Annotated in this window: 15 protein-coding genes; 14 read left to right on the forward strand and 1 reads right to left on the reverse strand. The window is 29.6% G+C overall.

Going from position 1 to position 14,968, the window contains the following annotated elements; all coding sequences use genetic code 11:
- The 3 genes from ABWO04_RS02610 to dnaG form a co-directional block, all read left to right on the forward strand.
- A partial coding sequence (locus ABWO04_RS02610; RefSeq protein ID WP_353077053.1) for a hypothetical protein occupies window positions 1-690 on the forward strand: 690 nt, incomplete at its 5' end.
- A 100-nt stretch (window positions 691-790) separates the two neighbouring features.
- A complete protein-coding gene (locus ABWO04_RS02615) occupies window positions 791-1,900 on the forward strand; it encodes a hypothetical protein (protein ID WP_353077055.1) in 1,110 nt (369 codons plus the stop codon).
- Window positions 1,901-2,020: 120 nt separating this feature from the next.
- Complete coding sequence (dnaG, locus tag ABWO04_RS02620; protein WP_353077056.1) at window positions 2,021-4,000, forward strand: DNA primase; 1,980 nt, start codon at window positions 2,021-2,023, stop codon at window positions 3,998-4,000.
- A 10-nt stretch (window positions 4,001-4,010) separates the two neighbouring features.
- Here dnaG and nadE read toward each other — a convergent pair whose 3' ends face one another.
- Complete coding sequence (gene nadE / locus ABWO04_RS02625) at window positions 4,011-4,820, reverse strand: NAD(+) synthase (protein WP_353077057.1); 810 nt, start codon at window positions 4,818-4,820, stop codon at window positions 4,011-4,013.
- A 79-nt stretch (window positions 4,821-4,899) separates the two neighbouring features.
- Between nadE and gldB the strand changes: the two genes are divergently transcribed.
- The 11 genes from gldB to ABWO04_RS02680 all read left to right on the forward strand — a co-directional run bounded on the left by gldB (window position 4,900) and on the right by ABWO04_RS02680 (window position 14,932).
- The gene (gene gldB / locus ABWO04_RS02630; RefSeq protein ID WP_353077059.1) at window positions 4,900-5,862 is read left to right on the forward strand and encodes a gliding motility lipoprotein GldB; all 963 of its coding nucleotides are present in this window, start codon (window positions 4,900-4,902) and stop codon (window positions 5,860-5,862) included.
- Between the two features lie 44 nt (window positions 5,863-5,906).
- Window positions 5,907-6,239 (forward strand): gliding motility protein GldC, encoded by a 333-nt coding sequence (gene gldC / locus ABWO04_RS02635; RefSeq protein WP_291241231.1) that lies wholly within the window; start codon window positions 5,907-5,909, stop codon window positions 6,237-6,239.
- 147 nt (window positions 6,240-6,386) lie between these two features.
- Entirely contained in the window at window positions 6,387-7,028 is a 642-nt protein-coding gene (locus tag ABWO04_RS02640; RefSeq protein ID WP_353077061.1) for a leucine-rich repeat domain-containing protein, read from the forward strand.
- Window positions 7,029-7,030: 2 nt separating this feature from the next.
- Window positions 7,031-7,717: a DUF2490 domain-containing protein gene (locus ABWO04_RS02645; RefSeq protein ID WP_353077063.1), complete on the forward strand. Its 687-nt coding sequence runs from the start codon at window positions 7,031-7,033 to the stop codon at window positions 7,715-7,717.
- A gap of 3 nt (window positions 7,718-7,720) precedes the next feature.
- Window positions 7,721-8,392 carry a TetR/AcrR family transcriptional regulator gene (locus ABWO04_RS02650; RefSeq protein WP_353077065.1) on the forward strand — a complete coding sequence of 224 codons (672 nt, stop codon included), beginning with the start codon at window positions 7,721-7,723 and terminating at the stop codon, window positions 8,390-8,392.
- On the forward strand, window positions 8,389-10,062 hold the full coding sequence (locus ABWO04_RS02655; RefSeq protein WP_353077067.1) for a peptidase domain-containing ABC transporter: 1,674 nt from the start codon (window positions 8,389-8,391) through the stop codon (window positions 10,060-10,062). Before ABWO04_RS02650 ends, ABWO04_RS02655 begins: the two co-directional genes overlap by 4 nt.
- A 2-nt stretch (window positions 10,063-10,064) precedes the next feature.
- Window positions 10,065-11,423: an HlyD family secretion protein gene (locus tag ABWO04_RS02660; RefSeq protein WP_353077069.1), complete on the forward strand. Its 1,359-nt coding sequence runs from the start codon at window positions 10,065-10,067 to the stop codon at window positions 11,421-11,423.
- Window positions 11,424-11,430: 7 nt separating this feature from the next.
- Complete coding sequence (locus tag ABWO04_RS02665; RefSeq protein ID WP_353077071.1) at window positions 11,431-12,813, forward strand: TolC family protein; 1,383 nt, start codon at window positions 11,431-11,433, stop codon at window positions 12,811-12,813.
- A 32-nt stretch (window positions 12,814-12,845) separates the two neighbouring features.
- Complete coding sequence (gene map, locus ABWO04_RS02670) at window positions 12,846-13,664, forward strand: type I methionyl aminopeptidase (protein WP_353077073.1); 819 nt, start codon at window positions 12,846-12,848, stop codon at window positions 13,662-13,664.
- Window positions 13,665-13,712: 48 nt separating this feature from the next.
- A complete protein-coding gene (locus tag ABWO04_RS02675) occupies window positions 13,713-14,102 on the forward strand; it encodes a GxxExxY protein (protein ID WP_353077075.1) in 390 nt (129 codons plus the stop codon).
- A gap of 59 nt (window positions 14,103-14,161) precedes the next feature.
- A complete protein-coding gene (locus ABWO04_RS02680) occupies window positions 14,162-14,932 on the forward strand; it encodes a class I SAM-dependent methyltransferase (RefSeq protein ID WP_353077076.1) in 771 nt (256 codons plus the stop codon).
- Window positions 14,933-14,968 lie beyond the last annotated feature (36 nt).

The raw sequence follows: 14,968 nt of genomic DNA on the forward strand, positions 1-14,968 counted from the left end.
AAAAACATACAAGAAAAATTCAATTTTCGTACAATTGAACCATCCGAAACGGCTTGGAACAAATTAGACGCGATGTTGACTCTTGCAGAAGAAAAAAAACAACCTAAAATCTTTTTTTGGTTAAGTATTGCAGCTACATTTATTTTATTTACTGGTGTAGGATATGTTTTCTTTCAACAAAACGAGAAAACTAAATTGATGCCTTCAACTGAAGAAATTGTTACATCTAAAACAAATTCTGAAACAGAAACGCACAAACAAAATACGGAAGAAAGTAGTGTTTCATCTGAAAATGAATTGGCTAATAACGCGACAATAAGTACTGCTTCAGAAACGAAAAAAAGTACTACTATACTTCCAACTCAAAAAGAAAATTCTAAATTAGAAGTCTTTGAAACGACACTTTTAAAACAAGAGGAAGTCATTACTGCAAATGAAATTAAAAAAGAGGGAATCAAACAAGAAATTAAAGAAACTACTTTTAATTACACTACACCTGAATCGCTTTTGGCAGAAGTACAAGGACAAAAGAAACCAAGTAATATTAGTTCATTTAAGTCTACATTACGAGTAAATCCAAAGGAGTTATTACAAACTGTAGAATCAGAATTGGATCAAACCTTTAAAGAAAAAACCATCACAAAATTAAAACAAGCGAAATCAGCATTTGTAAACAGAAATTACGATTAGGCTTCGAGAACCTCAGCCAAATAAATCCCCAACTAAAGTTGTCTGAGGACTCGAAGGAAATAAATTTAAAATAAAAACTAACTTTTAAAACCCCTAAATTATGCAAAAAATTATTTTGTACATCAGTATCGCAGTACTAACATTGGTAAATACCGTTTGCGCTCAGAAAAAAAAACCAGAATCTTTTAGTGTTCAAATTGAAAAAGTAGGATACCAAATTGAATTTCTTTCGTATCACAAAAAATTAGAATTAAAACAAAAAATTGATTCGTTAGAAACACTTCATAAAAATAATAAAATCAGTTTACAAGAATTTGAAACGCTTAAATTAAAAGAAGCAGAAAAAACAGCAAAATTTATTGAAACAAATCTCAATAATTATAGGACTCAAATTGACACAATCATTCAAAACAAATTAAATGATGAAAATACTATCATCAGACACAAAACCGACACTATAGATGGTAAAGAAGTAATTAAATATTATAACGATAATGATTATGTAGAATATAATGTTCCTGCCCTAAAATTCTATAAATCTAAAAAGGAAAAAGAAGAAAGACTTTCAAGAAGAACTACAAGTCAAGTCGTTTTCGCAACAGGATACAACAACTTAGTAACCAATAATATGGTTGCCAATTCTCAATTTGGTTATGGTCGTTCTGGATTTTGGGAATGGGGAGTAACTTGGAATACGCGTTTATCAAACAACAGTAATTTATTGCATTTAAAATACGGTGCTGGATTTATGTACAACCAACTACACGCCACAGATAATAGAATTTTTGCAGATATCAACAATCAAACCGTTTTGGTAGATGCTGGCGTGGAAACAAAAGCCAAAAGAACGTATTTTAAAAATGTATATTTTGTAGTGCCAATGCATTTAGAATTTGATTTTTCAAAAACTAAAATGGTGGATGACAAAAAAGTATTCAAATCGCATACTGGAGCACGTTTTGGAATAGGTGGTTTTGTAGGAGTAAATACCAACTCAAAACAATTTATAGAATACGAGCAAAATGGGTATAAATTTAAAGAAAAACAAAAAGGCGATTTCAATGTTAACGACTTTACTTACGGTGTAAGTACTTACATTGGCTACAGAGCCACTTCATTATATTTAAAATACGATTTAAACCCAATTTTTAAAAACAATCCAGTAGATCAAAACAATATTTCATTAGGTATTCGTTTTGATTGGAATTAAAAACAGCATAAAATTTGAGTTATAAAAATGCTTTTTTCAAAACCTACAAGGAAATTTCTTGTAGGTTTTTTTTATGTTTTTAATTATTGTATTTTTACAAGCTAAAACAAATTTGTTACATTGATATCAAAAGAAACCATAGAAAAAGTATTTGACCAAGCTCGTGTAGAGGAAGTCATTGGCGATTTCGTACAACTCAAACGTTCCGGAAGTAATATGAAAGGACTTTCGCCGTTTGTGAACGAAAAATCGCCATCGTTTATGGTGTCGCCAGTGAAGCAAATTTGGAAAGATTTTAGTTCTGGAAAAGGCGGAAATTCGGTTACTTTTTTAATGGAACACGAACATTTTACGTATCCTGAAGCCATAAAATATTTGGCAAACAAATACGGAATTGAAGTAGAAGAAACCATTGTTTCTAATGAAGATATAGAACAAGCGAACGAAAAAGAAAGTATGTATTTGGTCTCGGAATTTGCTCGAGATTATTTCCATAAAACGATGCTTAATACCGATGAAGGCCAAGCAATTGGTTTGTCTTATTTTAAAGAACGTGGATTTTCAAAAGAGACTATCGAGAAATTTCAATTGGGATATTCTCCTGATGTTTGGGATGCGTTTACCAAAGAAGCCTTAGGAAAAGCATACAAATTAGAGTATTTAGAAAAAACCGGACTAACCATCGTAAAACAAGAAGACGGAAAAACATTTGACCGATTTAAAGGCCGTGTAATGTTTCCTATTCAAAGTATGAGTGGCCGTGTTTTAGGTTTTGGCGGTAGAATTTTAACTAACGATAAAAAAGCAGCGAAATATTTAAACTCGCCAGAAAGCGAAATTTATCATAAAAGTAAAGTTTTATACGGAATTTTTCAAGCCAAGCAAGCTATTGCCAAACAAGATAATTGCTATTTGGTTGAAGGGTATACCGATGTAATTCAGTTCAATCAAAGTGGGATTGAAAATGTTGTTGCTTCTTCTGGAACGGCATTAACACCGGATCAAATTCGTTTGGTAAACCGATTAACCAATAATATTACCGTTCTTTTTGATGGTGATGCCGCAGGTTTACGCGCTTCTATCCGTGGAATTGATTTAATTCTGGAAGCTGGAATGAACGTAAAAGTTTGCAGCTTTCCTGACGGAGAAGATCCAGATAGTTTTGCCAAAAACAATTCGTATGAGGTTTTAAAACAATATTTAGACGAAAATTCAAAAGATTTTATTCAATTTAAAGCCGATTTATTAGTTAAAGAAGCCAATAACGACCCTATAAAAAAAGCAGAATTAATTAGAGATATGGTACAAAGTATTTCTAAAATTTCAGACCAAATTAAACGCGAAGTCTATATTAAAGAATGTTCGCGGATTATGGATATTTCGGAAGACGTATTGTATAATACGTTAGCCCAGATGCTTAAAAAAGATATTTCTGAAGCCAATAAAAAATATACCGAAGAGAAAAAAGCATTTGAAGTTCATAAAAACAATGAACAGTTACAACCAGAAAAAATTAATATTTTATACGAATTAGAACAAAAAATTATTGAAATATTATTAATTAATGGTTCTAAAACAGATGATTTTACAGAAACATTTTTATCAAAAGATGAAGCAGGAAACATTGTAGAAGTAAAAGAAACCAATTCTTATAAAGTATATGAAAAAATATATTTAGCACTTCAAGAAGATGAAATTGAATTGTCGAATCCAATGTTTAAAACCATTTACTCAGACATAATCAATTATTACAATCAAAATATCGAATTTGAAATTGACAAATATATTTCGCAAACTTCGCCAGAAATAGCCAATAAAATCACGTCTATTTTAATGCTTGAAGAACGAGATATTTTACACAAATGGGAAAGTAGAAAAATTGTAGTAGAAGACAAAAATGTAAATTTAGCACAAAGTGTTAACGAAACCATTTTGTCTTATCGATGGTATTTGCTAAACAATATTATTGAAGAAAACAAAAACAACATAACTTCTGATGTTACCATTGATAACTCAGAAATTCTCTCAACTATTAAAGATTACTTATCGTTAACTTCAGTAATCGCAAAAAATTTAGGTCGGGTTTTAGCTCGATTTTAAAATTTATATTTTAACTTCTTAATGATTTGGGAATTTCACAAACCGGAATGGGTTGCATTTTATGCTGATTTATAGTATTTAATCGTTGGTAAATTTTAAAAACTTCCGCTTGTCTTCCAATAAAATTAGTGGCATTTTCGCCTTTTTCCATTGCTTCCATCGCCCACTCTAACTCGTCATACGAAGCGCCTAATTGATCTTCATCACTTCTGTCATCACCAAAAAGACCATCGGTTGGTTTAGCTACAATAATACTTTCAGGCACACCCACAAATTTAGCTAATTGTCGGACTTCGCTTTTCATTAAATCAGCAATCGGACTTATATCTACACCTCCATCACCATATTTTGTGTAAAATCCTACACCAAAATCTTCCACTTTATTTCCGGTTCCTGCCACTAAAAAACCGTGAATTCCTGCCAAATAATACAAAGTTGTCATTCGTAAACGCGCTCTGGTATTGGCTAAAGTTAATGACAACGCAGCTTCATTTTCACAAGTTGGCACGCTATTTTTAAACGTTTCAAAACTCGGAGTTAAATCCACTCTTTCGTTAGAAACATTCGGAAAACGCGATTTTAATTGATCAATATGTTCGTTGGCTCTATTTACGTGACTTTCTGCTTGATGAATTGGCATTTCCACACACAAAACAGGAAAACCCGTTTGTGCGCATAATGTTGAGGTTAAGGCGCTATCTATTCCTCCAGAAATTCCAATTACAAAACCTTTTACACCCGAATTTGTAGCATAGGTTTTTAACCAATTGACAATATGGGTTTGAATTCCTTCTAAATGCAACGTTGTGTTATTTGACATAATTTTAGTAAATAATATAGGTATATAATTATATATTTGCAGTTGAATAATTTTTGATAAAAATAGTAAATTTCATACGATGAAAAAATTAATATTCTTGCTAATTTCATTTTTTTGCTTCATTCAGTGTAAAAAAAATGACGCCATTGAAAAAGTAGACATTAAAAAATCAGTAGATTTAAATATCGAACGATTCGATAAATTATATGCCGCAGCTACTCCAAAAACATTACCTGAATTAAAAAATGAATATCCGTTTTTATTTCCAACGCAATTTCCAGATTCAATTTGGTATGCCAAATTAAACGATCCTATTTTTAAAGAATTAAATGTAGAGGTTTCGAAACAATTTTCAGATAATTCAAAAATTGAAGACGATTTAGAAATGTTAGTTTCACGCATTAAATATTATTTTCCTGAAGAAAAAACGCCAAGAGTTATTACTTTAGTTAATGAAGTCTTAATTGATAAAAAAGCGTTTTACACGAATGATTTAATTTTAATTTCGTTAGATACGTATTTAGGAAAAAATCATAAATTTTATGAACCTTTTGCGGAATATCAAAAAGCCAACTTAGAGCCACACCAAATACTACCAGATTTAGTAACTAATTTTGCTTTCAGAAAAATAATGCCTTCACAAGACAAAACATTAATTAGTGAAATGATTTACTATGGAAAATTGCATTATTTAAAAGATCTTTTACTTCCTGAAACGCCTAATTATCAAAAAATTGGATATACAGCAATACAAGAAAAATTCTGTATGGAAAACGAATTTCAAATGTGGAGTTATTTAGTTGACGAAAAATTGCTGTACGATAACAATATAAAAAATTACCAACGCTTTATCGAAGACGGACCTTTTACTAAATTCTATTTGGAAATTGATAGAGAATCGCCAGGCAGAATTGGACAATGGTTGGGTTGGCAAATTGTAAAAAGTTATATGGAAAACAATGATGTAACCTTAGACCAACTATTAAAAACTGAACCAACCGTTATTTTTAACAAATCGAAATACAAACCGAAAAAACAGTAATTAGAGTTCTATTATTTTTTACCTTAAACCTTTTACCAATAAAAATGAGCAAAACATCAGAAATTAAAGTAAACATAGCATTAGACGAAAATAATGTACCCGAAAAATTAACTTGGACAGCCCAAGATGGTGGCGTAAATAACGAAGAAGCCAAAACGGTTTTATTATCCATTTGGGATGCGAAAGCAAAAGAAACCCTTCGTATTGATTTGTGGACAAAAGATATGCCAGTAGATGAAATGAAAATATTTTTTCATCAAACTTTAGTAGCTATGACGGATACGTTTCAACGCGCTACGGGCGATGAAAAAATGGCAGGTGCAATGACCGATTTTTGTGATTACTTTGCCGAAAAACTCGAATTAAAGAAAGAGTAATCTTTTTTGAACTTCAATAATTAACCATCTTAACGATGGTTTTTTTGTGTAAAATTCATAAATTTTAGTTAAAATCTCAAAATTAATAGTATTACTATCAATATTGAGTGTATATTTGCTATACTATTAAAACTAATTAAAAAAACTATGAAAATTATATTTAGCATTATATTTATGTCTATGATTAGCATAAATAGTTTCGGACAAAAATTGGATAGTTTAAAAATATATTCTGAACCAACAAATTTAGAAGAAGCCATAAAAAATCCAGAAAATATTAAAATATTGAATTTAAGTAATCAAACTATACAATTTGAAAAAAATTTCTTTTCAAAATTTACTAATTTAGAATATTTAATATTAAAAAATGATCACTTGAAAGAACTACCAATTGAAATTGGTGGATTAAAAAAATTGAAGTTTTTAGACTTGAGTGGAAATGATTTTGAAATTATACCAAAAGAATATAAAAACTTATTAAATTTAGAAGAACTTTATTTAAATGACGAACTTTATTTTAATTTAGAAAAAAATATGGGTGTGCTATCCTCACTACCTAATTTAAAATCACTTCATTTATCAAATGATAAACTAGATCATTTACCAACTAATTTTAATAAAATAAAAAATTTAGAAAAACTTTATATTGATAACAATAATTTTAATTTTTTACCAAATCAAATTAAAGGTTTAGATCATTTACAGTATTTAGATATAGAAAAAAATCCGTTGCAAATTAACCAGTCAGATATATTAAATTTAAATTTTGGATTTAAAATTAAATTATAAATATGAGATATAGCTTACTTTTATTTATCTTTTATCACACATTTTGTTATTCACAAAACGAGTTAGGGACTTGGAGTACAACCAATATTAACTTAAAAATTAACGATAAATGGCAAGTGTTTGCTGAAAGTCAGTTGCGAAGTTTAAAATTCTATGATAATTTTCATTATTATGAAGTAAAAACAGGAATTACCTATAAAATAAAACCAAATTTTTATGTAAATTCTGGATTTGGAAATTATAATACATATAGTGAAAATGGCGATTTTGCCACACCAATAAAACAAAAAGAAATAAGAACTTGGATTCAGCTAGTATTTAAAAATCCATTTAACTTTATGAGTGTTGAGCATAGATATAGAGCTGAACAACGATTTACTAATTTGGGGTATAGAAACAGATTTAGATATAGGTTAAGCGCAAAGGTGCCAATATTAAAAAGTAAAGAAAAAGAATATTTTCTACTTGGATGGAATGAACTATTTTTTACAAATAACGAACCTTTTTTTGAAAGAAATAGATTATTTTTAGGTGGAGGATTTGACATAAATAAAAATTTAGCCGTTCAAACAGGTTATATTTATCAATTTGATTATAAAATTAATGATGAAACAGGTAGAGACTTTTTAAACATAGTGCTGCTTTATTCGTTTGATTTCAAGGGGGAAAAAGAAACAAATTTAGACTAAATTATGCAAGATTTATTAGCAAATATAAAAATACAAGTCAATCCGAAAACATACGTAAAAGATCCTGAAACTTCTGATTTAGGAAAAAAAATTATTAAAAATAGTATTTTACTTATCGATGAAATTGGATTTGAAGAATTTACATTTAAAAAATTGGGCGAAAAAATTGGTTCGAACGAAAGTTCTATTTACCGATATTTTGAAAACAAACATAAATTATTGGTGTATTTATCTTCTTGGTATTGGGCTTGGATAGAATATCGCTTGGTTTTTTCAACAAATAATATCAATGATAAATTTGAAAAACTTAAAAAAGCCATACTAATTGTTACAGAGTCTATAGAAGATGATAGCAAAACAGAGCACATTAACGAAGCTGTTTTAAACAAAATTATAATTGAAGAATTTACAAAAACGTTATATAGTAAGAACGTTGACGAAGAAAACAAAGAAGGCATTTTCTTAATTTACAAACAAATTAATTATAGAATTGAAAAAATGATTTTGGATGTAAATCCTGAATACCCTTTTGCAAAAAGCTTGGTTTCCTCGATAATTGAAGGGTCATTGCATCAGCATTTTCTAAAAAATCATTTAAAAACAATTACAAATTGTAATGAAAACGTAAACCCTTCTGGATTTTATATACATTTAATAGAAAACCTTTTAAGATGAAAAATTTAACACCATTAAAAAGATACTTTAATCTTTTAAGATTAGACAAAAAAGATATTGTACAAATATTTTCATACGCCATTTTTTCAGGGTTGATAAGTTTATCCTTACCACTTGGTATTCAGGCTATAATTAATTTCATTCAAGCAGGAAGAATTAGTGTGTCTTGGATTGTTTTAGTTGTTTTGGTGGTAATTGGGGTAATTTTTGCAGGAATTTTATCGTTAATGCAACTACGTATTTCAGAAAATTTACAACAAAAAATCTTCATACGCTCTTCGTTTGAATTTGCATACAGAATTCCGAAGTTAAAATTTAATGAAATTCATAATTCGCAAACGTCTGAATTGGCAAATCGATTTTTTGATACTATTTCTATACAAAAAGGAACTTCAAAACTTTTAATTGATTTTTCTTCCGCATTTTTACAAATATTTTTTGGAATCATTTTACTTTCCTTATACCATCCATTTTTTATTTTATTTGGAATTTTTCTGACTATATTATTGTATTTAATATTTAAATTTTCATACCAACCTGGTTTAGAAACTAGTTTAAAAGAATCAAAATCGAAATACAAAGTAGCCAATTGGTTATTAGAATTAGCAAAAAATAATTTTAGTTTTAAAAATCCAAATCATCTTGATTTTGCTTTAGAAAAAAACAATAGTTTGGTAACTAAATATTTAAGTTACAGAGAAAAACATTTTAGTGTTATAAAAAGACAGTTTTCGCAATTATTAATATTTAAAGCATTAATTACTTCGAGTTTACTTATTATTGGTGGCTTTTTAGTAATCAATCAGCAAATGAATATTGGACAGTTTGTGGCTGCTGAAATTATTATTTTATTGGTAATTAATTCGGTTGAAAAAATAATTTTAGGACTAGAAACGTTTTACGATGTGCTTACTTCTGTAGAAAAAATTGGACAAATTACCGATTTAGAATTAGAACAAAATGGTGAAACAGCAGTTGAAAATAATTCTTGTTTTTCTAATTTATCTATTACTTTAGAAAATGTTGATTTTAAATTTGAGTTTGAAAATGAAAATGTTTTACACGATATTAACCTGGAAATTAATCAAGGTGAAAGAATTATAATTGAAGGAGAAAACGGTTCGGGGAAAACAACTTTAATCCGATTATTGAGTGGCTTATTACAACCAACAAAAGGTCATTTTATTATCAATGACGATACTTACAACAAAGTAAATATAAACGATTATCGCAAACATTTTGGTAGCATTTTATATGGCGAATCGCTATTTGAAGGTACAATTTTAGACAACATTACATTTAACCAAAAAATAGAAAACAGTAAATTAAAATGGGCTTTAGATGGTGTAGATTTAACCTCATTTATCAAAACATTGCCTTTAGGTTTACAAACACCAATAACTTCAGATGGCAAACAACTTTCGTCGTCGAACATGCAAAAAATATTAATTGCAAGAAGTATTATTAATGAACCAAGGATTTTATTTTTCGAAAATGCATTAGACAAAACCGATTCGGATACTGCTAAAAAAATTATTGAATTCTTATTACATAAAGATCAAAAATGGACTATAATAGCCGTTTCTAAAAATGCTCATTTTAAAGAAAAATGTAGCCGAGTTATCACGTTAAGTGAAGGTAAAATTAGTAACGATATCAAAAAAATATAATTATGCTAAATATTTCAAATAAAAACAGCATTCCAGCTTCTAATCTCGAAAAGCATAGTGCCGTACAACAGCTTAATAATCCAAAGCATTATAAAATACTGAACAAAATACTAATAATTTTTTCAGTAGTAAGTGTTATTTTTATTTTCTTACCCTGGACACAAAACATATCCGGTTCTGGTGCGGTGACAACCTTAAAACCAAATCAACGTCCACAAACCATTCAATCTTTAATTTCGGGAAGAATAGAAAAATGGTATGTTAACGAAGGTGATTATGTTGAAAAAGGCGATACTATATTATTTATATCGGAAATCAAAGAGGATTATTTAGATCCAAATTTGGTAGAAAATACAAAAAATCAAAGAGACGCTAAAGTTGATGCTGTTAGTGCTTACGAAGGAAAAGTCGGTGCTTTAGACTCACAAATGGGCGCAATAAATAATGAAAGAAACTTAAAATCAAAGCAAGCCAAAAACAAAATAAAACAAGCTATTCTTAAAATAAAAAGCGATAGTATGGATTTAGAGGCTATAAAAACACAGATAAAAATTGCCAATACACAATTTAAACGTGCCGTTCAATTAAATAGAGAAGGGTTAAAACCATTAACCGATGTTGAAGAAAAACGATTAAAACTTCAAGAGATAGAGGCAAAAATCATCACACAAGAAAACAAACTATTAAGTAGCGAAAACGAATTGATAAATGCACGAGTAGAAATTAGTCGAATTAATGCCGAGTATTCTGAGAAATTCTCAAAAGCACAAAGTGATCAATATACAGCACAAAGTAATAAATACGATACAAAAGCGCAAGTAAACAAATTGGAAAACCAATATCAAAATTACAAAATAAGAAACGGAATGTATTACATAACCGCACCACAAAATGGTTACGTAAACCGAGCATTAAAATCTGGATTAGGCGAAAATATCAAAGAAGGAACGCCGATTGTCAGTATAATGCCAGCAAAATATGATATTGCAGTAGAAACGTATGTTTCACCAAATGATTTTCCTTTAATTCAAAAAGGTGAAAAAGTACGAGTTTGGTTTGATGGATGGCCAACAATTGTATTTTCAGGATGGCCAAATTTATCTTACGGAACTTTTGGAGGAAAAATCGTTGCTATTGAAAATTTTATTTCTGAAAATGGAAAATACCGAATATTAATTGCACCAGATGAAGAAGACAAACACAAATGGCCAAAACAATTAAGCATAGGTTCTGGAGCACAAACTATGGCATTATTAAATGAAGTGCCAATTTGGTTCGAAGTATGGCGTACTCTTAATGGGTTTCCACCAAACTATTACAAAACAATTAAAGAAAAAAGTAAAGATGTTTCTGAAAAATAACACAAAAATGAAGACCTTTTATTTATTATTCTTTTTCGCTGTTAATTTTGTTAGTGCTCAAGTAACAAGTGAAATGTCCTTTAACGAATACTTAGGAATGGTGAAAAAATTTCACCCACTTGTTAAAATTGCCGATTTAGAAATTTCGCAAGCGCAAGCCAATTTATTAATGGCTCGTGGTGCATTTGACCCAAAATTAGAAGCCGATTTTAACAATAAAGAATTTGGTGATAAAAAATATTTTTCCGTTTTTAATGGTGGATTTAAAATTCCAACTTGGTACGGAATAGAATTTAAAGGCGGTTTTGAAAGCAACGAAGGTTCTTTTTTAAATCCGCAAAACAACACACCAACAGATGGCTTAAATTATGCTGGAATTTCAATTCCACTACTACAAGGTTTTTTAATAAATCAGCGAATGGCCGATTTACGAAAAGCAAAAATTAATATTAATTTAAGTGTCGCTGAAAGAAAATTACAAGCCATTCAGGTTTTGCACCAAGCAGCTATTTCCTATTTTAATTGGAAAAAAAATTATGAAGAATTTACATTATACGATACCTACTTAAAAAATGCTGAAATACGATTAACCGGAATTAAAACCTTAATTGAACAAGGCGATAAAGCTGCAATTGACAGTGTAGAAGCAAATATTATCGTAAAAAATAGACGATTAAACAAAGAAGATGCACTACTAAAACTAACGAAAGCGCGTTTAGAATTATCTAATTTTTTATGGACAAACAATGCTGTGCCAATTGAATTAGAAGAAACTATGTATCCAGAAATAAATTTATTTAAAAATATTCAGGAGTATTTGAATACAAACGAATTGAACTTAATAAATTTTCAAACAGAAAATCATCCAAAAATAAATGCGATTAACTATAAAATTAATATGCTTGAAGTGGATAGAAAATTAAAAGCCAACCAATTACTACCAACAATAGATGTCGGCTATAATTATTTGTCAAATCCAAATCAATTTCAAGAATTCCGATTCCAAGATTATAAATTTGGAGTAAATTTTGCTATACCTCTATTTCTTAGAAAAGAACGCGGAAGCTTAAAATTGACCAAGCAAAAAATTGAATCGGAAAAATTTGGATTACGTTTTGAAAAAGAACAATTAATGAACAAAATTGAATCGCAAAAAGCTGAAATTCAATCGCTAAAAAAACAAGAAGATCTAATTACAGACTTGGTAAAAGACAATTCAACTTTATTAAATTCCGAAGAACGATTATTTAATATGGGTGAAAGTTCTTTGTTTTTAATTAATACACGAGAAAACAATTTAGTACTGGCACAATTATCGAAAATTTCAATCGAAAATAGATTTTATGTTTCCAATGCCGATTTGTTTAAAACAATAGCAAATCCGGATTAATTTTTTACTTTTGCAGTCTCAATATCAAGAAGATGATTATAATAAAAACTGCAGAAGAAATAGAATTAATGCGTGAAAGTGCCCTAATTGTTTCCAAAACATTAGGTATGATTGCGAAAGAAATTAAACCCGGAGTTACCACACTATATTTAGATAAATTAGCCGAACAATTTATTCGCGACCACGGTGCAGAACCAGCATTTTTAGGTATGTACGGTTTCCCAAATTCGCTATGTATGAGTCCAAACACACAAGTAGTGCACGGTATTCCAAATAATATTCCGTTACAAGATGGTGATATTATTTCTGTAGATTGTGGAAGTTTTAAAAATGGTTTTTACGGAGACCACGCCTATACTTTTGAGGTAGGTGAAGTGGCTGAAGAAACCAAAAAACTATTACAAGTCACTAAAGAATCTTTATACATTGGGATTAGAGAAACAAAAGTAGGTAATCGAGTGGAAGATATTGGATATGCCATTCAAACCTATTGTGAAAGTCACGGTTATGGAGTTGTTCGAGAATTGTGCGGACACGGTTTAGGAAGAAAAATGCACGAAGATCCAGAAGTAGCTAATTATGGCAAACGTGGTAGAGGAAAAAAATTAGTCAACGGTATGGTAATTGCTATTGAACCAATGATAAATTTAGGCACAAAAAACATCGTTCAACATAAAGATGGCTGGACAATAACTACAGCTGATAATAAACCTTCCGCTCATTTTGAGCACGACGTAGCGATAGTAAACGGAAAACCAGAATTACTTTCCACTTTCGCATACATATATGAAGCACTTGGGATAGTAAGTAATGAAGAAGATGGATTGAGAGAGAAACCTTTGGTTTTATAATTCCACAGAGATACACAAAGTTCCACAGAGATACACAAAGAAATAAATATGACTGAGTTAAGTGAAGATATAAATGACTTATCTTATAAAATAATAGGTTGTGCAATAGAGGTTCACAAAATTCTTGGACCAGGCTTGTTAGAATCAGCTTATAAAAAATGTTTAATATTTGAGCTTGAAAAAGCTGGGCTTTTTGTAAGAAAAGAAGTTTCTTTACCAATTATTTATAAAGATATTGAATTAGATCACGGCTATAGAATTGACTTACTAATAAATAATAAAATTGTAATTGAATTAAAGACAGTCGAATCTTTTACAGATGTTCATACAGCTCAAGTTTTGACTTATTTAAAATTAGGTGAATTTCCATTAGGGCTTTTAATTAATTTTCATTCTAAAATTTTAAAGAATAATATAAAACGATTTATAAACACATAAAAAACAAAATTTCGCGAATCTCTGCGATTTCTCTGCGAAACTCTGTGTAACAAAATACTATGAAAAAAATATTTAAATTTATACTGAATACCATTCCGCGTCCTATCTTAATTAGATTGAGTATTGTGGCACGACCAATTATTGCTTTTCTTTTGAAAGGAAATAAATTTACAGATCCAATTGATGGAAAAAGTTTTCGTATGTTTTTGCCTTACGGTTACGGAACACAACGTAATAATGTATTATCACCAAGCACTTTATCTTTAGAGAGACATCGTTTGTTATGGCTGTATCTTCAAAATGAAACTAACTTTTTTACTTCTACTGAAAAATTAAAAGTATTGCATTTTGCGCCAGAGCAGGAGTTTTACAAGCGTTTTAAAAAACAAGCTAATTTAGAATATACTACAACCGATTTACTTTCGCCATTGGCTGATGTAAAAGCTGATATTTGTAATTTGCCTTTTCAGGACAACGCTTACGACATTATTTTGTGTAATCACGTTTTAGAACACATTCCAGATGACACAAAAGCAATGCAAGAATTATACAGAGTAATGAAACCTGGTGGAATGGGAATTTTTCAAATTCCTCAAGATTTAAAAAGAGACGTTACTTTTTCAGATGATTCGATTACGGATCAAAAAGAGCGTGCAAAAATATTTGGACAATACGACCACGTTCGAGTATATGGAAGAGATTATTTTGACAAATTAAGAACCATTGGTTTCCGTGTAGAAGAAGTTGATTATACAAGTACTATTCCTTCTGATTTAGTAGAAAAATATTGCTTAGCAAAAGGTGAAATTATTCCTGTGGTATATAAATAAAAAAGTCCCGATTAAATCGGGACTTTTTACATTCAA

Source organism: Flavobacterium sp. (genome assembly GCF_040382755.1).
Classification (GTDB): domain Bacteria; phylum Bacteroidota; class Bacteroidia; order Flavobacteriales; family Flavobacteriaceae; genus Flavobacterium.